This is a genomic window from uncultured Sphingomonas sp. (genome assembly GCF_934560975.1).
In the GTDB taxonomy this organism is placed as follows: domain Bacteria; phylum Pseudomonadota; class Alphaproteobacteria; order Sphingomonadales; family Sphingomonadaceae; genus Sphingomonas_I.
Genome location: NZ_CAKTFO010000004.1, coordinates 114,479 through 138,525 on the forward strand (window position 1 = coordinate 114,479; position 24,047 = coordinate 138,525).

Below are 24,047 nucleotides of genomic sequence, written 5' to 3' on the forward strand. Positions count from 1 at the left end.
AGGCGAGAGCCATGGCCGACATGTTCCAACCGCTGATCCTTGGCATCGGCGGCACGTCCCGGCCAAATTCCACCAGCGAACTTTCGGTGCGGTGCGCGCTCAAGGCGGCCGAAGCGATGGGCGCACGCACGCGCCTGATCGACGGCGCGCTGATCTCCGGCCTGCCGCTGTATGTGCCGGGGCGAAGCGAGCGGACGGAGGAGGAAAGCCTGTTCGTGGAGGCTGTGCGCGATTGCGACGGGGTGATCGTCGCATCGGCCGGCTACCATGGCAGCATCACCGGCCCGGTCAAGAACGCGCTCGACCTGCTGGAGGATCTGGCGCGCGACGAGCGGCCTTATCTGGACGGGTGCGCCTTCGGGGCCATCGTCACGGCATTCGGCTGGCTGGCGTGCGGCACGACTTTGGTGACCTTGCGCTCGATCGCTCACGCCCTGCGGGCCTGGCCGACGCCTTACGGGGCGGCGTTCGTGCCCGAAGGCAGGATGTTCGAGGATGACGGCACGGCGGTGGATGCCAAGGTCGGCGGGCAGATCGCGCTGGTGGCTCGGCAGGTCGTGGACTTCGCGCGCTGGCGGCAAGCGGGTTTGAGCGTCTTCCAAGGCTAAGCCGGGGTTCCAATCCGGCCGATCTACGCAGCACCCGGGATCCCAAGCCGCGATCGGCGGTTGGAGGCGCATTGTCGCTAAACCGTGGAGGCCCTATGCTACGCTCCATCCTGATCGGCCTGGTCGCCGGACAACGCGCCATGGCGCCGCTCGCCGCCGTCGCGAGTGCCGCGCGGCGGGGTGTGTTGCCGGCCGGTGCGCCGGGTGCCCGGCTGCTCGCCAATCCGCTGGTCGTCTCCGGTGCTATCGCTCTGGCCGGCAGCGAGATGGCGGGCGACAAGCTCCGCTCCGCACCCGATCGCATCATCCTGCCGGGACTGATCGCCCGTAGCGTCACCGCGGCCTTTGCCGGTGCGGCACTCGCACCGATGGAACAGCGCAAGACCGCCGCCGTGCTGGCCGCGGCGACTGCGATTGCAGCCTCCTACGTCGGCTTTCGGCTGCGCGTGCGGGCGATGCGCAGCTTCGGTCAGGACGTGACCGGCTTCGTCGAGGACGCGATCGTCATGGCGAGCGGAACCGCCGTCGCCAATCTGAATCGGCCGGTTCAGCGGTCGAGCAGATAATCTACGATCACGTCGGCTGCCTGCTCGGGCGAGAGCCGGGCGGTGTCGATGTGCAGTTCCGGCCGGTCCGGCGCCTCATATGGCGAATCGATACCGGTAAAGTTGGCGAGCTTGCCCGCGCGCGCCTTGGCATAAAGACCTTTCACGTCGCGCCGCTCGGCTTCGTCCAGGCTGGTATCGATGAAGATCTCGATGAACTCGCCGGCGGGCAGCATCTGCCGCACCATCGTCCGCTCAGCCACGAAGGGGGAGATGAAGGCCGTCACCACGATCAGCCCCGCATCGGCCATCAGCTTGGCCACTTCCCCAACCCGGCGGATATTTTCGACCCGATCCACGTCGGTGAAGCCCAGGTCCCTGTTCAGCCCGTGTCGCACATTGTCGCCATCCAGCAGGAAGGTGTGGCGGTTCATGCGCGCCAGCTTCTTCTCCACCAGGTTGGCGATGGTGGATTTGCCCGCGCCGGACAGGCCGGTGAACCACAACACCGCCGGTTTCTGCCGCATCAGTTCGGCGTGCCGCTCACGCGTAATGTCGGTCGCCTGCCAGTGCACGTTCTGCGCGCGGCGCAACGCAAAGTGGATCATGCCCGCCGCCACGGTGGCGTTGGTGAACTTGTCGATCAGGATGAACCCGCCCAGGTCGCGATTGTCGGCATAGGGTTCGAACACGATATTGCGATCGGTCGAGAGGTTGCACACGCCGATCGCATTCAGCTGCAACGTCTTGGCGGCAAGATGCTCCAACGTGTTGACATTGACCTGATATTTTGGCGCCTGCACATTGGCGGTAACGGTCTGCGTGCCCAGCTTCAGCCAATAAGGACGGCCGGGCAGCATCTCCTCATCCGCCATCCAGACGATCGTCGCCTCGAACTGGTCGGCCGCTTCCGGCGGAGCATCGGCTGTCGCGATCACGTCGCCCCGGCTGCAATCCACCTCGTCGGCAAGGGTCAGGGTGACCGACTGGCCGGCGACCGCTTCGTCCAGGTCGCCGTCCATGGTCACGATGCGGGTTATGGTGGACGTCTTGCCCGACGGCAGGATGCGGACGGGATCACCCCGGCGGATCGTCCCGCTGGAGATCGGTCCGGCAAAACCGCGAAAGTCCAGATTGGGGCGGTTCACCCACTGTACCGGCAGGCGGAACGGCGCATCACGCCCGGCATCGGTGTCGACCGGCACCGTTTCGAGATGTTCGATCAATGTGGGACCGAGATACCAAGGGGTCTGCTCGGAGCGCAGCGAAATATTGGCCCCGGTAAAACCCGAAATCGGCAATGCGGTGAACGCCTCGATCCCGATCGAGCGGGCGAAGGCGGCATAATCCGCCACGATCGCGTCGTACCGGCCCTGATCATAGTCGATCAGGTCCATCTTGTTCACCGCCAGCACCAGGTTCCGGATACCGATCAAATGCGCGAGATAGGTGTGCCGCCGGGTCTGGGTCAGCACGCCCTTGCGCGCATCGACCAGGATCACGGCGAGGTCGGCGGTGGACGCGCCGGTCACCATGTTACGCGTATATTGTTCGTGCCCTGGCGTGTCGGCGACTATGAACTTGCGCTTGTCGGTGGCGAAGAAGCGGTAGGCGACGTCGATGGTTATACCCTGCTCGCGCTCCGCCGCGAGGCCATCGACCAGCAAGGCGAAGTCGATATTCTGCCCCTGCGTTCCGACCCTCTTCGAATCCGCCTCAAGCTGCGCCAGCTGATCCTCGAAGATCATCTTCGAATCGTACAACAACCGCCCGATAAGGGTGGACTTTCCATCATCCACCGACCCGCAGGTGATGAACCGCAACAGGCTCTTGCGCTGATGCCGTTCAAGGTAGGTGTCGATGTCGTCCGCAATGAGGGCGTCGATCCGATAACGATTGTCGGGCAGGGTGTCCGACATCAGAAATAGCCTTCCTGCTTCTTCTTTTCCATGCTCGCCCCGCCCGCGTCGCGATCGATCGCGCGCCCTTGGCGTTCGGACGTGGTGGTAAGCAGCATCTCCTGGATGACGTCGGTCAGCGTGGTGGCTTCGCTCTCCACCGCGCCCGTCAGCGGGTAGCAGCCGAGCGTGCGGAAACGGATCGACCGCTCCACCGGCACCTCCCCCGATCGTAGCGGAAAGCGTTCGTCATCCACCATCAGCAGCATGCCGTCGCGCTCCACCGTCGGACGCGGAGCCGCAAAGTAAAGCGGTACGATCTCAATCCCTTCCAGGTGAATATACTGCCAGATGTCGAGCTCGGTCCAGTTGGAGATCGGGAAGACGCGGATCGTCTCCCCCTTGGCCTTGCGGGCATTGTAGAGGTGCCACAATTCCGGCCGCTGGTTCTTCGGATCCCACCGGTGATTGGCGGAACGAAAGGAAAAGATCCGCTCCTTGGCGCGACTCTTCTCCTCGTCGCGTCGGGCGCCGCCAAAGGCCACGTCGAACCCATGATGGTCCAGTGCCTGCTTCAACCCCTCCGTCTTCCACATGTCGGTGTGGAGCGGCCCGTGGTCGAAGGGATTGATGCCCCGCGCCATCGCATCGGGATTATGGTGGACCAGAAGGTCCATGCCTGCTGCCTCTGCCGCCCGGTCGCGCAGTGCGTACATCGCCCGGAACTTCCAGGTCGTATCCACATGCAGCAGCGGAAAGGGCGGCGCCGCCGGGTAGAAGGCCTTGCGCGCCAGATGCAGCATCACGGCCGAATCCTTGCCGACCGAATAGAGCATCACCGGCTTGTCGGCCTCCGCGACCACTTCGCGCAGGATGTGGATGCTCTCGGCTTCGAGCCGCTGGAGATGGGTGAGGGGGGCCGTCATCAGAACCCGTCTCAAGCATGGGGCCGGCGGTTTGTCCTCCAACAAAATGTTTGTGCCGCAATGCGCCGCGACATAGGCGTCCTCCATGACCGAGGGAGATTTCGCGCGGGATCGTGACCTGCTGCTCGCCAATCTGGCCGCTGCCTGCGTGGAGGCGGGCGAGGCGATCATGGCGGTCTATGCCACCGATTTCGCGGTGGTCTTCAAGGACGATGCCTCTCCCGTGACGGAGGCGGACCAGCGCGCCGAGGCCATCATCCTGAAGGCTCTGGCGTGGCTCCTGCCCGGCATTCCCGTGATCGCGGAGGAGGAGGTGGCCGCCGGCAACATTCCCGCCACCGATGGCCGGTTCCTATTGGTCGACCCGCTGGACGGGACCAAGGAGTTTGTCGGCAAGCGCGGGGACTTCACCGTCAACGTCGCGCTGATCGAGGATCATGCGCCGGCACTGGGCATCGTCTACGCACCGGTCGAGCGCCGGCTGTTCATGGGCGATGTGGCCCGGCAATGCGCATGGTCAGCCGTCGTAAGCGAGGACGGGCGGATCGGGGAGCGCCAGCCCATCGCGGTGCGCATGCGCCCGGCTGGCGGCCTGGCGGCGGTGGCGTCGCGGTCGCACAACTCGCCTGCCACGGAGGCGTATCTCGACCAGTTTGACGTCGCCAGCCGGGTGTCGCGCGGGTCCAGCCTCAAAATCTGCATGGTGGCAGCCGGGGAGGCCGACCTGTATCCCCGGCTTGCGCCGACCTGCGAGTGGGACATCGCCGCGGGCGATGCCGTTTTGCGGGCCGCCGGCGGGCGGCTCGACGGACCCGACGGCCGACCCATGGTCTATGGCAAGCCCGATTTCTTCAATACGGGCTTCGTGGCGGCGGGCGACGTGGACGCACCTCCAATTGCACCGTTTCTGTAAATATGGCCACCATCTTGTTATAAAGATAGCAACATTTTCCCACTAACACATTGGTCGGATCAGTATCGGGTACTTGCAACGTCGCTTGCCCACTTTAAGGTGCTGCACGACGGGGCATGGCACGTGCCCAAGAGAGGATTGCTTGGTCGCACATGTGAGCCCCGTGGGTGTGACGCCCGTCGCCCCGGTTTCTGCCGTAGACGCAACCGCTTGCGACCGTGAGCCGATCCACGTCCCCGGCTCGATCCAGCCGCACGGCCTGCTGCTGCTGGCGGAGCGCGACACCCGACTGGTGATCGCCGGCGCGGGCGAGTTGGAAGCGCGGCTGATGCCGGACTGGCAGGGCAAGGCAATCGCCGATCTGCTGGCGCAGAAGGTCGACATGGCGATCGAGCAGGCGAGCGCAACCGTGGGGGTGACCGTACCCCTGCTGCCGGTGGCGGGCCGTGGCGAGACGTTCGACGCGTCTTTGTTCCTGTCCGGCGACTTGATCCTGGTCGAGTTGGAGCCGAGGCCGGATGTTCCGCAGCCGGCGGCGGCGATGCTCGCCTGGCTGGACGCGGCCGGCGCCAGCTTCGAGCGGGCAGCCAACCTCGCGCAATTGTGCGAACGCGCGGCGGTCGCCTTTCGCGACCTGACCGGCTTCGACCGGGTGCTGGTGTACCGCTTCCTGGACGACGAGGCAGGCAAGGTCATCGCGGAGGATCGCGATCTCGAGATGGGGTCGTTCCTCAACCATCATTTCCCGGGAACGGACATCCCGCGACAGGCGCGCGCGCTGTACGTCCGCAATCGGGTGCGAGTCATCTCGCGGGTGGATTACGATCCCGCGCCGATCCGGCCGGATGTTGCGGGGGTAAGCAGCATCGACCTGTCCGACGCGGCGTTGCGTTCGGTGTCGCCGGTCCATCTGCAATATCTCCGCAACATGGGGGTGGGGGCGTCCGCGTCCATTTCCATCGTCAAGGACGGGTTGTTGTGGGGGCTGATCGCCTGCCACCACCATGCTCCGCGGCAGCTGAGCTACGAAACGCGGGCGGCCTGTCGGGCGCTGGCGGGCGGGCTTAGTCGCCAGATCCGCGCCAAGGAGGAAGCGGAAAGCTATCGTGAGCGGATCCGCTTGCGATCGGCCGAGGAGGCGATCGTCGCACGTCTGGCAAGCCGCGACATGCTGGAAGGCAGCATAAGCGAGAGCGCGATCGAACTGCGAGCCTTGCTGGGCGCGGATGGATTTGCAGTTTGGAGCCCGGACGACGTCGTTACCCAGGGCTGTTGCCCTGACGCGGCGCAATTGCGCGAGCTGACTGCCTGGCTGTCCACCAAGAGCAGCGGAGAGCCATTCTCGACCTTCCGCTTGGGCGAGCTGTTTTCCCCCGCCCAGACCTACCGCGAGGCTGCCAGCGGCGTGGTGGTGATCGCCATCAGCGGCGTCGGGCAGCTGCTGTGGTTCCGGGCGGAACAGCCGGAGGAAGTGAAATGGGCGGGCAACCCGCACAAGGCGGTATCCACGCCCGGCGGTGAGCTGACCCCGCGCGCCAGCTTTGCGGCATGGAACGAGACGGTGCGCGGCCGATCGCGGCGGTGGAGCGTGGCGGAGGTCGAGGCGGCGAGCCATTTGCGCCGCGCCCTGATCGAAGTGCAGCAGGCACAACGCCTGCGCCAGCTCAACCGCCAGCTGAACGAGACGCTGGCGGAAAAGGACGCTCTCTTGACGGAGAAGGAGCATCTGCTGCGCGAGGTGAACCACCGCGTCCAGAACAGCCTGCAACTGGTGCAGGCGTTCCTCTCGCTACAGGCGCAAGCTGCCGGGGACGAGACACTGGCCGAGCATCTGGGCGAGGCGCAGCGGCGGCTGTCCGCAGTGGCGCTGGTCCATCGCCGCCTTTATCAGGCGGACCAGATCGAGTTGGTCGACCTCGGCCGCTATCTGGAAGAGCTGATCGCCGACATGCATACGGCCATGGGCCCGGAATGGGCGCAGGCAATGGTGCTGGATCTGGCGCCGGTTCTGTTGCCGGCTGATCGCGCCGTCCATGTCGGCTTGATCCTGACCGAACTGGTGATCAACGCCAACAAATATGCCTATGGTGGGCAGCCGGGTCCGCTGCAGATCTCGCTCAACGAACATGGCAGCAGCTTCTGCCTGATCGTCGCGGATCAGGGCGGCGGTGGCGGCAACAGCACGCGCGAAGGGTTCGGCACCCGCATGATGAAGGCGATGGTTCAGCGCCTCGGCGGAACGATGGAGCGCGAGGACAATCATCCTGGCCGACGCATGATCGTAACCGCGCCGGTGGAGGATCGCTGAGCGGGATTTATCGCTGTGGGTCGGTCGATGGCGGGGTCGTCGAACAGTGCAAGGGGGCCCGTCCTGTATCGTTCAGGGTCCGCGTTCGGGCACGCGACGATCGTGCATCCCGAACGCCTTGAGGACTATGGCCGGGTAACAGTCTCCAGCCGCGCGGCTTGGGCGTAAAGGTCGAAGACGCTTTCCGCCGTAGCGATCGCGCGCCTCATCCAGGCGGTGGACCCGTCCCAACCGGCGTCCAGATGAGCCAGCACGTTACGCCATCCGCCCGGACGATGTGCGGCCGAAAGATAGGCGCGGGGCAGGGTAGCCGGAATTTGGCGGGACAGCATCACGCCACCCAGCCGCGACCCTTCCACCACATACATGGCCGCCAATGCCGCGGCCTCATCGTCCAGCGCCGGAGCCGGCAGGAGGGGCGGGGGAGCTTCACCGAGCGCGGCAAGGTCCGCGACCAGCTCAAGCGTCCGGGGGGCGAAATCCGGCACAGCATCCGACTGCGCCAAAGCCGTTTCCAACGCCGGCAGAATCCGCGCATGGGCACGGAGAAACGCGGCATAACTCCAAGGGTCGGCAAGGTCGAATTGACCAAAGGCCGCATCGACCTCGTCATGCTTGGCGGACGTAGCGGAGCGGAGCTGAAGATGGGCCGTCATGCTCCGCCCGCGTTGCCGACCTTTACTGGCCGCGTCCAGTCTCCTCCTGCAAGGCGTCGATGCGCTTGGACGCCTCGGCCTTGGTCAGGTCGTCCTCGAACGGCTCGTGCGCTTCCTCGCTCAAGGTCTTGAGGTAGGAGGCCTGCGCGCCGGTCATCGGCTCACCGCCGGTGGTCCAGTCGTCCGGATCCTTTTCGGCGTTGGAGGTAGGATTGCTCTTGGGATTGTCGGTCATCAGGCGAACTCCTTTGCGTGGAAACGCCTGATGTTCCGATCATGTTCCCGTCAGTTGAACGGTAAACCAAGCGCGTCGGCCACCGCCTGGTGGCGGATCTTGCCGCCCGAGACGTTCAGGCCGGCGGCAAGATGCGGGTCGGCGGCCATGGTCGCCTCCGCGCCCAGGCTGGCCAGCCGCAGGGCGAAGGGCAGGGTAGCGTTGTTGAGCGCGAAGGCGGAGGTGCGTGCGACGGCGCCGGGCATGTTGGCGACGCAATAGTGGATGATGCCGTCCACCTCGAACACCGGATCGTCATGCGTGGTGGCATGGCTGGTTTCGAAGCAGCCTCCCTGATCGATCGCGATGTCGACCAGCACCGATCCGCGCTTCATCGTCTTCAGCATGTCGCGGGTGACCAGCTTGGGCGCGGCGGCACCGGGGATCAGCACCGCGCCGATCACCAGATGCGCCTTGGCGACGGCAGCGGCGATCGCCGCCTTGGACGCGTAAGCGGTCTTGATCTGGCTGGAAAAGAACATGTCCAGTTCGGCCAGCCGATCATTGTTGATGTCGTAGATGGTGACGTCGGCGCGCATGCCGACCGCCATCTGCGCCGCATTCACCCCCGCAATGCCACCCCCGAGGATGGCCACACGGGCCGGTGCCACACCGGGCACCCCGCCCAGCAGGACGCCGCGCCCGCCTTGTTCCTTTTCCAGGTAATGCGCGCCGACCTGAACCGACATGCGGCCCGCTACCTCCGACATCGGCTTGAGCAGGGGCAGGCCGCCACGCGGGCTGGTCACGGTTTCATAGGCGATGCAGGTTGCACCGGAGGCCATCAGCCCCTCCCCCTGCGGCTTGTCGGCGGCGAGATGGAGGTAGGTGAACAACAGGTGATGGGGCCTCAGCCGGGCAATCTCCTCCGGCTGGGGTTCCTTGACCTTGACGATCATCTCGGCCCGATCGAACACGGCGTCGGCGGTAGCCAGGATCGTCGCGCCTGCCGCGACATAGTCCGCATCCTGGAAGTCGATGCCCCCGCCGGCACCCGTCTCGACGACGACCTCATGGCCTGCCGCGACCAGCTCCGCGACCGATGGCGGCGTCAGGCCGACGCGATATTCGTGATTCTTGATCTCCTTGGGCACGCCGATCCGCATCGCAGTCTCTCCTTATCTGTGTCGTGATCATATCGTTTTAGGTTGCGAAGATCCGTGCAAAGTAGTGGCTGCGGGTGACCGTTCGGAAACAAAGCCGTTGCCAAATGGCTGCCTCGCAGAGAATCCATGCATGATGGATCGGATTGACCTTGCCCTGCTGCGCGCGCTGGGACGCGACGCGCGACTCCCCGTGTCGCGGATGGCAGAGGAGATCGGGCTGTCCCAGTCGGCCTGCACCCGCCGCATTCAGGCACTGGAGGCGTCCGGCTGGATCGCTGGCTATGCCGCTCGGTTCGGGCTGCGCGCCATCGGCTTTCGCGTGACCGCCCTGGTGGACATCACGCTGTCGACCCAGAGCGAAGAGGAACTCGCCCGCTTCGAGCGTGCCGTTGCCGTAATTCCCGGCGTGGTGGAATGCATGCTGGTGTCGGGCAGTCACGATTACCGGCTGAAGATCGTGTGCCGCGACCTGGACGATTATGAGCGCATCCATCGCGAGCATCTCGGCCGGCTGCCGTGCGTCACCACCATCAACAGCAGCTTCGTGCTGCGCGCCATTCCGACGCGGAGCGAGGCGGAGGCCTTGTTCGGCCCGGCCTGACCGCCCATCTGTGCGCTGTTGCGGCGTCCTAACCTAAGTGCTAGTGGCCCGCCGCTGTCGCCGGATGCGGTCCGGCGCTCCTTGCGCCGAGCAGCCCGGCCGTGTGAAGGTCCCTTCGCATCTATGTCTTCCGGCACCGCCGTCTCACCCAGTCCCGCACCCTTGGATGCCCCGCCGCATGCCACGGGCGATCACGCGCATGGCCCGCACGGGTTATTGCGGCTGTCGCTCGGCGCGATCGGCGTCGTCTATGGCGACATTGGAACCAGTCCACTTTATTCGATGAAGGAAATCTTCATCGGCCACCACCCGCTGGCGGTGGATCCGCTCCACATCCTGGGTGCGCTCAGCCTGATCTTCTGGTCGCTGGTGGTGATCGTCACCGGCAAATATATCCTGCTGATCCTGCGTGCCGACAACAAGGGCGAGGGCGGCAGCCTGGCGCTGCTGGCGCTGATCCAGCGTCGCGCCGGCGGCGGCGGGCGATGGAGCAGCGGGCTGGTGCTGCTGGGCGTGCTCGCCACGGCGCTGTTCTTCGGCGATTGCATGATCACGCCGGCCATTTCCGTCCTGTCGGCGGTGGAGGGCCTGGCTATCGTCCAGAGCGGCTTCGCACCCTTCGTGATCCCGGTCGCAGTCGGCATCCTGATCGGATTGTTCCTGATCCAATCGCGTGGCACCGACCTGCTCGGGCGATTCTTCGGGCCGCTGATGTGCGTCTATTTCCTGACGCTGGCGGTGCTGGGCCTGATGAGCATCGTCGAAAGCCCGCACATTCTGACGGCGCTCAACCCGGTATGGGGCATCCGCTTCTTCGCGCATGATCCGCTCCTGGCGTTTCTGGCGCTGGGTTCGATCGTGCTGGCGCTGACCGGTGCGGAGGCGCTGTATGCCGACATGGGCCATTTCGGCCGCCCGCCGATTCAGGCGGCGTGGCTCTATTTGGTATTTCCGGCGCTGATGCTGAACTATCTGGGGCAGGGCGCGCTGCTGCTGCGCGATCCCGCTTCGGTGGAGAGCCCCTTCTTCCTGATGGCGCCGGAGGCGTGGCGTCTCCCGCTGGTGGGCATCGCCACCATGGCGACCATTATCGCCAGCCAGGCCGTGATCACCGGCCTGTTCTCGGTGGTGCAGCAGGCGGTGCAACTGGGTCTGATGCCGCGCGTCCGGATCGAGCATACCAGCGTCTCGGCCGCCGGGCAGATCTACGTGCCGGTTGCCAATTGGGCGCTGATGGTGATGGTCGTGCTGCTGGTCCTGTTCTTCCGGGAATCGAGCAACCTGGCGGCGGCCTATGGCATTGCGGTGACGGGCACGATGTTCATCACCACCTGCATGATGGGTGTGCTGGTGATCCGGGTCTGGAACTGGCCCAAGTGGCTGGGCGGATTGCTGGTCGCGCTGTTCCTGCTGATCGATTCCGCATATTTTGCGTCCAACCTGACCAAGGTGGTCGATGGCGGCTGGTTCCCGCTGCTGATCGGCTTCCTCGCCTTCACGCTCCTGACCACCTGGGCCAAGGGCCGGGCCTTGATGATCGAGCGGATGCGCGAGGTGGCGATGCCGGTGCAGGTGTTCGTGCGGTCGGCGGTCAATTCCGCCACGCGCGTACCCGGCACCGCCGTGTTCATGACCTCGGCACCCGAAGGCGTTCCCCATGCGCTGCTCCATAACCTCAAACACAACAAGGTGCTGCACGAGCGCGTGATCCTGCTGACGGTGAAGATCGAGGATGTGCCCTACGTTTCCTCGCCCAACCGCCTGCGGGTGGAGGATCTGGACGAAGGCTTCTTCCGCGTCGTTGTGCGTTACGGCTTCATGGAGGATGCGGACGTTCCGGCGGCGCTGGCGCACGTCAAGGATTGCGGCCCGCAATTCCGGATGATGGATACCAGCTTTTTCCTCGCGCGGCAGACATTGATCCCGTCCGCGCGGCCCGGCATGGCGATCTGGCGCGAAAAGCTGTTCGCCTGGATGCTGCGCAATGCGGAAAGTGCGATGGAATTCTTCCGCCTGCCGACCAATCGCGTCGTCGAACTCGGTAGCCAGGTCGAGATCTAGACCGTGCGCGCGGCCATCCTGCTTGCGGGCGGGCGGTCGCGCCGGTTCGGTCGGGCCGACAAGTTGGAAGCGCGGATCTCCGGCAGGTCATTGTTCGACCATGCGCTCGACCGCGCCCTGGCGTCGGTGCGAGGGCGGGTGATCGTGGTCGCGCCCGTTCGCCGGCACAGGCCGCGCAAGCGCGTCCACTGGGTCCATGCGCCCGCCTCGCGCACCGGCATGGGCGGCAGCCTGGGTGCGGCCTTGGCGGCCCTACGGCCCTGTGAGCGCGAGATCCTGATTTTCCTCGCCGACATGCCGTTTGCGACCGTACCGCGTGCCATGCGGCTGACGGCGGGGCTGGACGCAGTGCGGCCACGCGTGGGTGAAGCGTTGGGGCATCCCGTGCTGGTGCGAACGGCGGCGGGACGCGCGGTGCGGCCGTCCGGCGACACGGGGCTGGTCCGGCGGCTCGACCCCGGCCGCATCGGCACGGTCCGTGGCGGGCGCGGCAACCTGCTGGACATAGACACGCGTGCGGCCCTGCGGCGGGCGCGGATGGATCGTGCGGTGTTGCGCGACGTTGCTCCCTCCACGAACAAGAGGAGCGATGCGTGGAGTTTGCAAGCTGGGTCGCACCCGCGGCGACGATGATGGCTGCGGTGATGACCGCCGCCAATCTCGGGCCGAGGGTGACGGGATGGGGGTTCGTGGTGTTCACGATCGGCGCGATCGCCTGGGTCATCGTCGGCATCGCAACAAACCAGCAGAATTTGCTGATCAGCAACGCCTTTCTCCTGCTGGTCGACGTGGTCGGCGTGTGGCGCTGGCTCGGCCGACGTGCCCGCTACGACAGCGGGGCGGAGGCGGCGCGACAGGAAAGCGTGTCTGCGCCCACGGCGGACCTGTTCGCCCTCAGCAAGCTGGAAGGCATGCCGGTCCGCGATGGCGCCGACCGGACGATCGCCAATGTCGTGGAGGCCATGGCCACTTGCGACCGGGGTTCGGTGAGCTACCTGGTCGTGTGCGAAGGCGGGATCGGCGGGGTGGGGGAGCGACTCCACGCGCTGCGCTGGTCGGAGGTGACGGTGTGCGACGGCTATGTCCGCACGCGGATCGACGCGGCCGAACTTGCTACCCGCACCGCGCTTGAACCCGGCAACTGGCCGACGGCCGCGCGATCCGCTCATGCAGCCTGATCCCGCGGCCGCGCCCCTGATCGTCTCGGCCCTGTTCGCGCCGACAGACCTTGCGTGGCTGGACGGATTGCGTCGCGCGCATTTTCCGCCGGAACGCAACCTGCTGGCCGCGCACCTGACCCTGTTCCACGCGCTGCCGCCGTCCGCCGAGGACGAACTCAAATCCCGCCTTGCGGAGGCGAGCCGTGGCCCACGTCCGGACGCTCAGGCGAGCGCGCTCATGAACCTGGGACGTGGTACGGCGATCCGCATCCTGTCTCCCGACCTCGAACGCATTCGGGCGGAGCTGGCCGACGCTTTCGGCCTGCTGCTCACGCCGCAGGATCGCGCGGGATGGCGGCCGCATGTCACGGTGCAGAACAAGGTGTCGCCGGAGGATGCGCGGGCGCTCCAGCGCATGTTGGGCGAGGATTTTCGTCCCCGCCCGATAGTTATCGCCGCCCTTGCCGTCTGGCGTTACCGGGGCGGTCCGTGGGAGCCGGTGTCCCGGCACCCGTTCCGGGGCTGATCAGTCGATCTGGCCCATGCCTTCGCAGCTGAGATCGAAGGCGGCCAGGCCCGCTTCGAGGTAAGCAGCCAGCGTCGGCATATCCAGCAGCTGGTCGGCCGGATCCTCCGCATCCGGATCGGCCGCGGCTTCGATGGCGTCGTCCCACTCGCTAGCGTCGTATGTGCCGCGTCCCACCAAAGCGAGCGCCAGCACCTCCTGCAACTGGTCGTCCCCGAGATCGTCGAGCAGCGCCTCGATCTCCTCTTCGATCGCCTCGTTGGCCTCATCCTCCAGCACCGCGAACTCATCGTCCGAATCGGTGGGGTCCTTTTCCTCGTCAGTCTCGATCGCGGGCACCTGCGCTTCGAGTTCACGAGCGCGGACGATCAAGCGGCAGATCGTTTCCAGCGGCGTCGAAAGATCCATCGGGCCAAACTCCTCCGTAAGCCTCAACAATTCACGTTGGCGCGAACGTGGCGGGTCGCGCCCGGTTCCCACGCCATCTGAACCCGGTGCCGCGCAAAAATAGCGCATGGATGGAGTTGACCGCCTGCCATCCCTTGTTATAGGCCGCGCCTCGTTCCGGTCGGCCGTGACATTGGGGCGGAGTAGCTCAGCTGGTTAGAGCAGCGGAATCATAATCCGCGTGTCGGGGGTTCAAGTCCCTCCTCCGCTACCATGCCTCCCATGCAGACTGGGAGGCACACGATGTGCCGAAAGGTCTGGTAAAGGCTGGGTCCGGTCATATTCGACGGCAGCCGATTTCTTCATCGTGGGTGCGATTCTGCGGCATCCAGAAATGCGGTATGCCGTCATGGTCTGTGGTCCAGCTCCCCCCCCCCCCGGAGCGACGGCCGTCGCGCGGCATCATGCCAGGCCGAGAAGTTCCTCCACCGCACGGGCGATGTTTTCTGTCGTATAGGGCTTCTGCACCACCATCCGCGCTCGATGTTCATCGGGCAGCTTGGCCTGTTCGCCATAGCCTGAGGCGAAGAAGAACGGGACACCCTGGTCCTGGAGTCGGTCCGCGATGCCGAAACTGGTCTGGTCACCCAAATTGATGTCCAGGATCGCGAAATCCGGCGTCAGATCGTCCAGCGTGTCGTGCGCGGCCGCCGGGGTGGAGGCCGTGGCGATGGTAGCGCCGAAGCGGGTCAGTATGTCCTCGGCATCCAGCGCGATGATCAGGCTGTCTTCCACCAGCAGCACCGATCGGTTTGCCAGCAGGTCAGGCTTGATGGGCGCCGGATGATGTGGCCTCGGGTGCGGCAGCTTCACCGCCGGACCCGCAAAGGTCCGTCGTTCGGACACATGCCGCGCCGGAATGCAGAAGCGGGCATGAACCCCGGTAGGATCATAGTGGATCTCCGCCGTGCCGCCGAGATCATACGGCACCGACCGCTCGACGATGGTGGTGCCAAACCCCTTGCGCGTGGGCTTGGCGACGGGTGGCCCGCCGCTTTCCTGCCAGGTGAAGACCAGGCTCTTGTCGCCATTGCGCTGCCACCGGATGTGGACCTCGCCATTGTCGGACAGGCTTCCATATTTGGTGGAGTTGGTCACCAGTTCATGGATGACGAGCGCCATGGTCGAATACGCCTGCGGGTTGAGCAGGACCGGCGGCCCGTCCGAGATGATCGCGCTTTCCTTGTTGGCGGCGAACGCGCCGGCCTCGGCGTCGATCAGTGCCTGGAGCGGGGCAGGACCCCAATGATCGTCGGTGATCTGGTTGTGGGCGCGGGCGAGCGCGTGGATGCGTCCGTCCACGACCTTGACGAAGTCGCGCACGGCATTCTCATCCGGCTGCGACTGGCGGATCAATCCGCGGATCACGCCCAGGATGTTGCGAACCCGATGGTTGAGCTCGGCGATCAGCAATTCCTGGCGGGCATTGGCCTGGTGCCTTTGCGCAGCCGCCTCATCCGCCAGGCGCAGCACCACCTCGATCAACGTGGCGCGCAGCGTTTCGGCCACCCGCAGTTCCGATGGGGTGAACGGGCGGGAGCGGCCCTCCACCAGCTCCTGCCACTCGGCGAAGCTTTCGCGCGGCGTCAGCCGTGGGCCATTGGGGCCGAACTGCACCGGCTTGTGCGGGTCGCCGGCCCAGCGCACTGAATCCCGCATTTCCTTGCGGAACAGCACCACATAGTCGCGGGGCGCGCGGGAGATGGGAATGGCGAGCAGACCGGCCGCCTGGCTGGCGAAGGGTTCCGCCCGATCGACGAGCGAGCCGATATGGTCCGTGGAATAGACCTTTCCCGCCGCTGTCCCGTTCAGGGCGCGAATGATGCGGCGGAAGTCATCGGTCGGCGGGGTGACGCCGGAAAAAGCATAGCTGCCGTTGATCCAGACCCCGACCCCGTCGGCCGGAATGGTGCTGGTGAGGATGTCGGCCAGCCAGTCCGGATCGTTCAGCAGGGTCTCGTCAGACGCCACCGCGCCGAGAAGCTGGTCCGAAATGTCGCGGGCGCGCCGTTCATATTCCACCAGCGCCCGTCGCTCGCGGCTTTCCAGCCGCATGGAGAACATCTGGGCAAACAACTCGCTTACCGAGCGCCGCTCGAACGTGGGCGCACGCGGCGAATAATGGTGGCAGGCGAACAGGCCCCACAATTCGTCGTCCACCACGATGGAGATCGACAGCGATGCTTCCACCCCCATATTCTTGAGATATTCGATGTGGATCGGCGACACCGATCGCAGCACCGACAAAGACAGGTCGAGCGGCCTGCGATGCTCGTCCAGTTCGGGGACGATCCGCACCGGCGTGGCGTTCACGTCGCGGATCACGCGTAGCAGGTTGCGCTTGTAAAGCGCGCGGGCCTGAACGGGGATATCGCTGGCCGGGTAATGCAGGCCCTTGAACGATCCGATGCCGGGCTTGGCCGCCTCGGCAATCACCTCGCCCGCGCCGTCGCGTGCGAATTTGTAGACCATCACGCGATCATAGCCGAGCAGGGCACGCACCTGCCGCGCGCCTTCTCGATAGAAAGCGGTAAGATCGGGCTGACCGTCGAGCCGCGTCATCATCGCGCGAACCGTGCCGGTGGCGTCGCCATTGCTTTGAACGCCGGGCTCCGCCTCGATCACGATCTGGCCGCCGGAAAAGTGGACGGCGATGTCGAACGTGTCGCCGCCCTCCCGCAATTGACACCCGAACACCCGCTCCACCGTGTCCGGCAAACCCAGATAGGCGATACGGTTGCGCAGGTCGTGAACGAGTTGGTGCGGTACGAAGTCGGCCAGCAGGTTGCCGATCATCGATGTCGGTGCGACCCCGAGAAAGGTTGCGACGTTGGCGGATGCGCGCGCCACGATCCAGTCGGTGCTGACGACGACCAGGAAGCCGACCGGCTGGATCGCTCCAAGCAGGTGGATGGGCTCACGGTCGCAATTCGTAAGATCAACCTCGCCACCGGTCTCGCTCACCAAATATCACCTGTCATGAAGATCATGCAGCCGCATACGCGCAACGGGCTCGTCCGCAAAATGTCAAAGAACGGCTGCGACAGGCGCCCGGCCGGCAAGATCAGCTGCACCCCTCGACGTAAGACAGTTCCGGCATGGTGCCCACGTGGATCAGGCCGACCTTGCCGTCATGCCCGATTTCGATCCGCAACGCGGAGCTGCCATTGGCCGCATCGGGCGCGGTGAGATATTTGGCGGGAGCATCCTCATATTTGTGCGGCTCCGCGCGAAAGCCGGCGAACCACTGCCTTGCCTCCGCCTCGCTCGCCCCCGGGCCGATGCCTTCCGCCAGGGTCACGTTCGACCGCTTGCCGACCGTGATGCGCCGGACCTTGCCGTCCGTCACGATAGCATAAGCGCCGGGATAATCCGGCGACGTGACCGTGCGGCAGGCGTCCCCCTCCTGCGCGCCGCGCGCAGCCCAGCTTCCGCCCGGAGGCACCGGCTGGCCGATGCGCAGATCGCCCAGCCCCTCCAACCCGATGATTGTGACGGGGGCGGGGGCAGAGGGCGTCTCGACCGGAGTCGCGTCGGCCGGTACGCCCGACGGCGGGGCAGGTGTAATGCTGGTTTCCGCCATGTTGGTTGTGGAGGATGCGAGGGGGGCATCGTCCGACGCGGACGAGCACGCGCCGAGAGCGAGCAGCATGCCAGCAGCGGAGGCGCACGATGCGATGACGTGTCTCATGCATGCGCCAACGGCAGGTAAGCGGTAGCGGTTCCTGTAGCGCCAAGGTCAGGCATTCGCTGCTTGGTCCCGGTCGTCAGGGAGGCGACCGGGACCAGGACATGGACCTGAGCGGCACAAGCTGGGCTGCGATCGATGCAACCCGGCTGCCGCCTGGAAGAACGTCACCGCTGCGGAGTGGGTCCGCAGAGGCCTGCCGTAACAGCCTTATGCCGGAGCGGTCGTTATGATCCCCTTAACGCCGCAACGTGGCAGCGGCGGTGGCGTGAAGAGTGTTCGGGTTTTCGCGCCCTCGCCCTTGGCACCCGCGCGATCGCTTCCGGGAAGGCGATCGTGACGGTCGAACGTGTCGCGGTGCCCCGCGCTTGCGGATCGGCCACGCTTTTCCCGTATGTCATGCGAGTGGCGATGGACCGTTTCTTCACCGCCGTCGCCAACGGCATCTCCCGTTTCACGGGTGATCCGCTCGCCTTTCTCCTCGCGCTCGTCGCGGTGATCGTAGGGCGTGACGGAGCCGATCTTCCGTTATTCCGATGCGTGGCAGCTGCTCATCAATACCGACACTACCATTGTCACGTTCCTGATGGTGTTCCTGATCCAGAACTCGCAAAATCGGGATCCGGCCGCGATGCAGGCCAAGCTGGACGAGCTGATCCGGGCGGACCTTGAACGGGAATGTCAGGGGGATGCACTCGACACCCCGGGCAAGCCGCCGAGCAACCAGTCGGCCGATCGCCTGATCCGGCGCCGCTGAACGGGCGCTGCCGCGTCGCTCCCGCTTGCTAAGCGGCGGGCCTACACCCTATCTGTTCGTCTGAACGACTGAGGTTGAGATGAGCGCTGTCCATTCTACCCGTATGCTGATCCTGGGTTCCGGCCCCGCCGGGCTGTCCGCCGCAATCTATGGCGCGCGGGCGGGGCTGGCGCCGATCGTGGTGCAGGGAATCCAGCCAGGCGGGCAGCTGACGATTACGACCGACGTGGAGAATTATCCCGGCTTTCGCGACGTGATCCAGGGTCCGTGGCTGATGGAGGAGATGCAGGCCCAGGCCGAGCATGTCGGCGCGCGGATGATGTGGGACACGATCGTCGAGGTCGACCTGTCCGAGCGTCCGTTTCGGTTGAAGGGCGACGGCGGAGCGCTCTACGTCTGCGACACTCTGGTGATCGCAACCGGCGCGCAGGCCAAGTGGCTGGGCATTCCGGGTGAGGCGGAGCTGAGCGGCAAGGGCGTGTCGGCCTGCGCTACCTGCGACGGCTTCTTCTATCGCGGCAAGAAGGTGGCGGTGATCGGCGGCGGCAACACTGCGGTCGAAGAGGCGCTATACATGACCAACCACAGCCACGACGTGACCCTGGTCCACCGCCGCGACACGCTGCGTGCGGAGAAGATCCTGCAGAACCGCCTCTTCGCGCATCATGGCATCACGCCCTTGTGGAACAAGGAGGTGGTGCGCTTCGTCGGCGACCAGCAGACCGGGCTGACCGCCCTGGAGTTGAAGGACACCAAGACGGGCGAGACGTCGTTGTTGGAGGTGGATGGCGGCTTCGTCGCGATCGGCCATCATCCGCAGACGGAGCTGTTCGGCGGTCAGCTGGAGCTGGATGAAGGCTATATCAAGGTGATCCCCGGCACCGCCAAGACCAGCGTCGCCGGCGTGTTCGCCTGCGGCGACGTGATGGACAAGCATTACCGCCAGGCGATCACCGCCGCCGGCACGGGCTGCATGGCGGCACTGGACGCCGAACGCTTCCTGCAGGAGCAGGATTTCCCAGTGGCGGAGGATGCGCTGTCGCTCGAAGCGGTCGCGGCCGAGTAGGGCGGTCCCGTGCGGACGGTATCGGACGACGTTTCCGTCCGGCTCTACCATCTGGATGACGATAGCGGGGCGGCGGCGACACTGATCTACGGCTCGCTGGCGGAGGCGTTGCACACCGCCGCCCTGCAGCCGGAAGAGGTGCAGGCGGGCCTGTTCATCCAGACCAGCAACGACGTGGTCGCCTATCTCGATCTGATCGAGGACTGACGGCGTCGGCCAGACCGGCCTGTATCATCCACGAGCCACGCCGCGCCACCGAGCCGTTGCCCGTCCAAGTCCGTCCTGCTTGCGGGGTTGAATGACTCTCCACCCTGCCTCCCGGAAGCACCGGAATATGCTGTGGTCCGGAGGCGGCTGGACCCACCATCACCTGCCACGATGCGGGTGATGGTGGGCGTCCGGTACATGCGGTTCAGGCCGCAGCCTTCTCGCGCTCCCGCATCTCCTGATTGAGCATCTCGGCCAGGAGGAAGGCCAGTTCGATGCTCTGGCTGGCATTGAGGCGCGGGTCGCAATGGGTGTGATAGCGTGCGGCAAGGCCCTGTTCAGTCACCGCAATCGCGCCGCCGGTGCATTCGGTGACATTCTGCCCGGTCATCTCGGCATGGATGCCGCCGCCATGGGTCCCCTCCGCGCGATGCACCGCGAAGAAGCCGCGTACCTCGGCCAGGATCCGCTCGAACGGCCGCGTCTTGTAGCCGTTGGCGGCCTTGACCACGTTGCCGTGCATCGGGTCGCAGCTCCACACGACCGGCCGGCCCTCCCGCTTCACGGCGCGGACAAGGGTGGGCAGATGCTGCTCGATCTTGTCATGGCCATAGCGTGTGATCAGCGTGACCCGTCCGGCCTCCCGCGCGGGATCGAGCACGTCCAGCAGGCGCAGCAATGCATCCGGCTCAAGGCTGGGGCCGCATTTGATCCCGATCGGATTGCCGACCCCGCGCAGATATTCCACATGCGCCGAACCCAGAAAGCGCGTGCGGTCCCCGATCCACAGCATGTGCGCGCTGGTGTCGTACCAGTCGCCGGTCAGGCTGTCCTGCCGCGTGAGCGCCTGTTCATATTGCAGCAGCAACGCTTCATGGCTGGTGTAGAAGCTGGTGGCGCGCAGCTGCGGCACCGTTTCCGGGCTGACGCCACATGCCGCCATGAACGCCAGCGCCTCGCCGATGTGGTCCGCCAGCTGCTGATATTGTGCCGCCCATGGACTGCGGCCCATGAAGTCCAGCGTCCAGGCGTGAACCTGTTGCAGGTTGGCATAGCCCCCTTGCGCAAAGGCGCGGAGCAGGTTCAGCGTCGCCGCCGACTGGCTGTAGGCGCGGATCATGCGCTGCGGGTCGGGCAGGCGCGATTCGGGCGTGAACGCGATGTCGTTGACGTTGTCGCCACGGTAGCTGGGCAGGCTGACGCCGTTCAGTTCCTCCATCGGGGTCGAACGCGGTTTAGCGAACTGGCCCGCCATGCGGCCGACCTTTACCACCGGCAGCTTGGACCCATAGGTCAGAACCACCGCCATCTGCAGGATGACGCGGAACGTGTCGCGGATATTGTTGGGGTGGAATTCGGCGAAGCTCTCCGCGCAATCCCCGCCCTGGAGCAGGAAGGCCTTGCCCTCCGCCACCTGGGCCAGCTCCTGGCGCAGGGCGCGCGCCTCGCCCGCAAAGACCAGCGGAGGAAAGCGGCCGAGTTCGACCTCGGCGGCATGCAATGCCCCCTGATCGGGATAATCGGGCATCTGCCGCGCTTCATGATCGCGCCAGCTTGCAGGGGTCCAGTTCGTCGCCACGTCGTTCGTCCTTCCGCAACGGTCTTTCGCGGAAGGTGGCGGCTTAGGCAAGATACGTCGTCTTGGGCGCCGCCTACCGGTAATTGGCGTAGGAGGTTGCGCGATCATGCAGCGGGGCGAAGGGCAGGCCCAGCCAGCGGGTGATCGCCTCCACCATGCGGGGCGCGGCATCGCCCTTGCCATAGGGGAAAGCGGGCCGGCACATCGCCGCATGCGCGCCGACATCGTCCAGCAGGCGGATGGTGTTGCGCACGATGCGATCCGGATCCAGCCCGACCAGCCTGGCATTGCCGCTGGCGAAGACCTCCGGCCGCTCCGTTATGTCGCGCAGCACCAGGGTGGGCAGGCCCAACGCCGGCGCTTCTTCCTGCAAGCCGCCGCTGTCGGTGAGGAGAAGGTGGGCAACCTGCATCAACCGCACCAGTTCAGGATAGGGCAGGGGGTCGGTCAAGCGGATGCGGGGATGCCCACCGAGCAGCCGGCGCAACGGCTCACCCACGGCGGGGTTGCCATGTACCGGCAGCAGGATGTCCACGTCCGGACGATCGGCGATGCGGATCAACGCCTGCGCCAGGTCGGCAAGGCACGGAATGGCCTCGCGCCGGTGACAGGTGACCAGGATCAGCTTGCGCGCGCTGTCGTGCAGGGTTGGCGGAGAGCGGTCCCGTAACTCCAGCAGGGCATCGATGGCGGTGTTGCCGGTGACATGCACCTCGCCGCTGACGCCCACCAGATTGCCTGCCGCCGCCTCGCTCGGCGCGAACAGCAGGGCGGACAGATCGTCGATCTCGATCCGGTTACGTTCCTCGGGCCAAGGAATGCGGGGATTGCCGGACCGCAACCCCGCCTCGATGTGGCCGATAGGTATGCCGCACGCGGCGCCCGCAAGCGCCGCGGCCCAGGCGCTGGTCGTATCGCCCTGCACCAGCAGCAGATCGGGCGCGAACGCCTCGATCAACGACGGCACGGCGCGGGCAATTTCCTCCGCAAAGGCGTCGGGGCCTCGGTTGGGCAGGGCAAGATCCCCGTCCGCCGCCACCCCGAAATAGCCGAGGGTGGTGTGAAAGCCGGCGCCATGCTGGCCGGTGGCGACCAGGCGATGATGTATCCCGACATGCCGGCCGAGCAGGCGTGCGACGTGCGCGACCTTTACCGCCTCCGGCCGCGTGCCGGCGATCGTCAGAATGCGTCTTTCCCCCATGACGCCATGCTAGCGAAGTCGCGGACTTAGTCGAGCGCGATCCGCCAGTCCCACCGCAGGGGATCGCCGTCCATTACCTCCACGCCCTGCGCGAAAAGCGAATCACGGATCGCATCGGAACGGGCAAAGTCCCTGGCGGCGCGCGCCTGCTGCCGTTCGTCCAGCGACGCCTCGATCTCGGCCTCGGTCGGGCTCGCCGTCGCAGGGCGCAGTCGCAGTTCCGGCCGAGTGATGCGCAGGAGGTTGAGGCCCAAGGCGGCATCGAACCGCTCCAGGCCTGCGCGGCGATCCTCCGGCGACAGGCTCTTGTCGGCGAGCAGGTCGTCCAGGGCCGTCAGCGCGACCGGCGTGTTGAGGTCGTCGGACAAGCCCGCATCCAGCCGGTCGAGATATAGCCTGATCGCCGCCGGTGCGTCCGCCCCCGAATCGACCGATGCCAGCGGCAGCCGTTCGACCGTGAGCACCAGCCGTTTGAGCCGGGTCAGCGCCGCCAGCACCGCCTCGGTCGAAAATTCCAGCTCGGAACGGTAATGCGCCGACAGGCACAGCAGTCGATAGGCGAGGGGATGCACGCCCGCATCGATCAGCGACTGCAATGTGGTGAACCCGCCGGCCGACTTGGACATCTTGCCCTGCCGATCGACCAGGAAATTGTTGTGCATCCAGAAGCGGGCGCCGGTGAAACCGGGCGTGGCATCGGTGCAGCCGCAATAAGCCTGGTTCTGCGCAATCTCGTTCGGATGGTGGATTTCGCGATGGTCGATGCCACCGGTGTGGATGTCGAACGGCTCCGGCCCGAGATATTTGAGGCTCATCACGGAACATTCCAGATGCCAGCCGGGCGCGCCGCGCCCCCACGGGCTGTCCCATTCCATCTGCCGCTGTTCGCCCTGTGGCGACCGGCGCCAGATGGCGAAGTCGGCGGCATTGCGCTTGCCCGTCACCGGATCGATCCGGCTTTCACCCTCCTCCGACACCGCGCGGGCCAGTCGGCCATAATCCGGCACGGTGGTCACGTCGAAGTAGAGACCGCTGTCGATCTCGTAGCAATGGTCGGGCGCGATCTTCCCGGCGAAGGCGATCATGTCGGCGATGTGGTCCGTCGCCACTGACCATAGGGTCGGGTCGAGCACGTTGAGGTCGGCGAGGTTGCGCTTGAACGCGGCGGTGTAGAAGGCCGCGACCTCCCATATGTCCTTGCCGAGCCCGGCTGCGGCCAGCTCCATCTTGTCCTCGCCAGCGTCCGCGTCGCTGGTAAGGTGGCCTACGTCGGTGATGTTGATGACATGGCGCACGCCGAGGCCCTTGAAGGCTAGTGTGCGGCGCAGCGTATCGGTGAAGACATAGGCCCGCAAATTGCCGAGATGGGCGTAATTGTAGACGGTCGGACCGCAGCTATAGACGCGGGCGACGTCGCCCTGGGCAGGGGCGAAGGGCTCCAGCGATCGGCTGAAGCTGTTGAAGAGGGTGAGGGGGGCGCCGTTCATGGGGCCACGCGTTAGCGCCTTCGACCACGTGCG

22 protein-coding genes, 1 tRNA gene and 1 pseudogene are annotated in these 24,047 nt (G+C 65.8%); 13 read left to right on the forward strand and 11 right to left on the reverse strand.

What is annotated here, in order from left to right; all coding sequences use genetic code 11:
- Positions 1-11 precede the first annotated feature (11 nt).
- On the forward strand, positions 12-608 hold the full coding sequence (locus Q0D93_RS04695) for an NADPH-dependent FMN reductase (protein WP_294391787.1): 597 nt from the start codon (positions 12-14) through the stop codon (positions 606-608).
- A 95-nt stretch (positions 609-703) separates the two neighbouring features.
- On the forward strand, positions 704-1,174 hold the full coding sequence (locus Q0D93_RS04700; protein ID WP_294391788.1) for a DUF4126 domain-containing protein: 471 nt from the start codon (positions 704-706) through the stop codon (positions 1,172-1,174).
- Here Q0D93_RS04700 and cysN read toward each other — a convergent pair.
- Together cysN and cysD are read right to left on the reverse strand one after the other, a co-directional pair.
- Positions 1,156-3,072: a sulfate adenylyltransferase subunit CysN gene (gene cysN, locus Q0D93_RS04705; RefSeq protein WP_294391789.1), complete on the reverse strand. Its 1,917-nt coding sequence runs from the start codon at positions 3,070-3,072 to the stop codon at positions 1,156-1,158. The genes Q0D93_RS04700 and cysN overlap by 19 nt on opposite strands.
- Entirely contained in the window at positions 3,072-3,977 is a 906-nt protein-coding gene (cysD, locus tag Q0D93_RS04710; protein WP_294391790.1) for a sulfate adenylyltransferase subunit CysD, read from the reverse strand. The genes cysN and cysD overlap by 1 nt, the downstream gene beginning before the upstream one ends.
- 85 nt (positions 3,978-4,062) lie before the next feature.
- Between cysD and cysQ the strand changes: the two genes are divergently transcribed.
- On the forward strand, positions 4,063-4,890 hold the full coding sequence (gene cysQ, locus Q0D93_RS04715) for a 3'(2'),5'-bisphosphate nucleotidase CysQ (protein ID WP_294391791.1): 828 nt from the start codon (positions 4,063-4,065) through the stop codon (positions 4,888-4,890).
- 142 nt (positions 4,891-5,032) lie between these two features.
- Positions 5,033-7,198, forward strand: coding sequence for a histidine kinase dimerization/phosphoacceptor domain -containing protein (locus tag Q0D93_RS04720; RefSeq protein WP_294391792.1), 2,166 nt, complete (start codon positions 5,033-5,035; stop codon positions 7,196-7,198).
- A gap of 125 nt (positions 7,199-7,323) precedes the next feature.
- On the opposite strand, the gene Q0D93_RS04725 is transcribed toward Q0D93_RS04720, so the two are convergent.
- The 3 genes from Q0D93_RS04725 to ald are packed head-to-tail and all read right to left on the reverse strand — an operon-like array spanning position 7,324 to position 9,234.
- Positions 7,324-7,854, reverse strand: a complete 531-nt coding sequence (locus Q0D93_RS04725; RefSeq protein ID WP_294391793.1) for a biliverdin-producing heme oxygenase — start codon at positions 7,852-7,854, stop codon at positions 7,324-7,326.
- A 22-nt stretch (positions 7,855-7,876) separates the two neighbouring features.
- The gene (locus Q0D93_RS04730) at positions 7,877-8,089 is read right to left on the reverse strand and encodes a DUF3072 domain-containing protein (protein ID WP_294391794.1); all 213 of its coding nucleotides are present in this window, start codon (positions 8,087-8,089) and stop codon (positions 7,877-7,879) included.
- 50 nt (positions 8,090-8,139) lie between these two features.
- Positions 8,140-9,234, reverse strand: a complete 1,095-nt coding sequence (gene ald / locus Q0D93_RS04735; protein WP_294391795.1) for an alanine dehydrogenase — start codon at positions 9,232-9,234, stop codon at positions 8,140-8,142.
- A 130-nt stretch (positions 9,235-9,364) separates the two neighbouring features.
- Here ald and Q0D93_RS04740 point away from each other — a divergent pair, with 130 nt between their 5' ends.
- The 5 genes from Q0D93_RS04740 (at position 9,365) to Q0D93_RS04760 (ending at position 13,582) form a co-directional block, all read left to right on the forward strand.
- Positions 9,365-9,835: an Lrp/AsnC family transcriptional regulator gene (locus Q0D93_RS04740; protein WP_294391796.1), complete on the forward strand. Its 471-nt coding sequence runs from the start codon at positions 9,365-9,367 to the stop codon at positions 9,833-9,835.
- A 162-nt stretch (positions 9,836-9,997) separates the two neighbouring features.
- Positions 9,998-11,896, forward strand: coding sequence for a potassium transporter Kup (locus Q0D93_RS04745; RefSeq protein WP_294391797.1), 1,899 nt, complete (start codon positions 9,998-10,000; stop codon positions 11,894-11,896).
- Positions 11,897-11,899: 3 nt separating this feature from the next.
- Entirely contained in the window at positions 11,900-12,529 is a 630-nt protein-coding gene (locus tag Q0D93_RS04750) for an NTP transferase domain-containing protein (RefSeq protein ID WP_294391798.1), read from the forward strand.
- Between the two features lie 11 nt (positions 12,530-12,540).
- Complete coding sequence (locus tag Q0D93_RS04755) at positions 12,541-13,074, forward strand: PRC-barrel domain-containing protein (protein WP_294391799.1); 534 nt, start codon at positions 12,541-12,543, stop codon at positions 13,072-13,074.
- A complete protein-coding gene (locus Q0D93_RS04760; RefSeq protein ID WP_294391800.1) occupies positions 13,064-13,582 on the forward strand; it encodes a 2'-5' RNA ligase family protein in 519 nt (172 codons plus the stop codon). Before Q0D93_RS04755 ends, Q0D93_RS04760 begins: the two co-directional genes overlap by 11 nt.
- Here the strand turns inward: Q0D93_RS04760 and Q0D93_RS04765 are convergent, their stop codons facing one another.
- A complete protein-coding gene (locus Q0D93_RS04765) occupies positions 13,583-13,990 on the reverse strand; it encodes a DUF3775 domain-containing protein (RefSeq protein ID WP_294391801.1) in 408 nt (135 codons plus the stop codon).
- A 176-nt stretch (positions 13,991-14,166) separates the two neighbouring features.
- Between Q0D93_RS04765 and Q0D93_RS04770 the strand changes: the two genes are divergently transcribed.
- Positions 14,167-14,243: transfer RNA gene (locus Q0D93_RS04770), tRNA-Met, on the forward strand.
- Between the two features lie 188 nt (positions 14,244-14,431).
- On the opposite strand, the gene Q0D93_RS04775 is transcribed toward Q0D93_RS04770, so the two are convergent.
- A complete protein-coding gene (locus Q0D93_RS04775) occupies positions 14,432-16,993 on the reverse strand; it encodes an HWE histidine kinase domain-containing protein (RefSeq protein ID WP_294391802.1) in 2,562 nt (853 codons plus the stop codon).
- A gap of 100 nt (positions 16,994-17,093) precedes the next feature.
- Positions 17,094-17,720: a hypothetical protein gene (locus Q0D93_RS04780; RefSeq protein ID WP_294391803.1), complete on the reverse strand. Its 627-nt coding sequence runs from the start codon at positions 17,718-17,720 to the stop codon at positions 17,094-17,096.
- Between the two features lie 408 nt (positions 17,721-18,128).
- Here Q0D93_RS04780 and Q0D93_RS04785 point away from each other — a divergent pair.
- The 3 genes and pseudogenes from Q0D93_RS04785 (at position 18,129) to Q0D93_RS04795 (ending at position 19,747) form a co-directional block, all read left to right on the forward strand.
- Positions 18,129-18,474 (forward strand): annotated as a pseudogene (locus tag Q0D93_RS04785) (low affinity iron permease family protein).
- Positions 18,475-18,553: 79 nt separating this feature from the next.
- The gene (trxB, locus tag Q0D93_RS04790) at positions 18,554-19,540 is read left to right on the forward strand and encodes a thioredoxin-disulfide reductase (protein ID WP_294391804.1); all 987 of its coding nucleotides are present in this window, start codon (positions 18,554-18,556) and stop codon (positions 19,538-19,540) included.
- A 9-nt stretch (positions 19,541-19,549) separates the two neighbouring features.
- Positions 19,550-19,747 (forward strand): hypothetical protein, encoded by a 198-nt coding sequence (locus tag Q0D93_RS04795; RefSeq protein ID WP_294391805.1) that lies wholly within the window; start codon positions 19,550-19,552, stop codon positions 19,745-19,747.
- Between the two features lie 205 nt (positions 19,748-19,952).
- Here Q0D93_RS04795 and Q0D93_RS04800 read toward each other — a convergent pair whose 3' ends face one another.
- From Q0D93_RS04800 to cysS, 3 genes are all read right to left on the reverse strand, one after another.
- Positions 19,953-21,326, reverse strand: a complete 1,374-nt coding sequence (locus Q0D93_RS04800) for a class II 3-deoxy-7-phosphoheptulonate synthase (RefSeq protein WP_294391806.1) — start codon at positions 21,324-21,326, stop codon at positions 19,953-19,955.
- 73 nt (positions 21,327-21,399) lie between these two features.
- Positions 21,400-22,527, reverse strand: coding sequence for a UDP-N-acetylglucosamine 2-epimerase (non-hydrolyzing) (gene wecB / locus Q0D93_RS04805; RefSeq protein ID WP_294391807.1), 1,128 nt, complete (start codon positions 22,525-22,527; stop codon positions 21,400-21,402).
- Positions 22,528-22,553: 26 nt separating this feature from the next.
- Positions 22,554-24,014 carry a cysteine--tRNA ligase gene (gene cysS, locus Q0D93_RS04810; protein WP_294391808.1) on the reverse strand — a complete coding sequence of 487 codons (1,461 nt, stop codon included), beginning with the start codon at positions 24,012-24,014 and terminating at the stop codon, positions 22,554-22,556.
- Positions 24,015-24,047 lie beyond the last annotated feature (33 nt).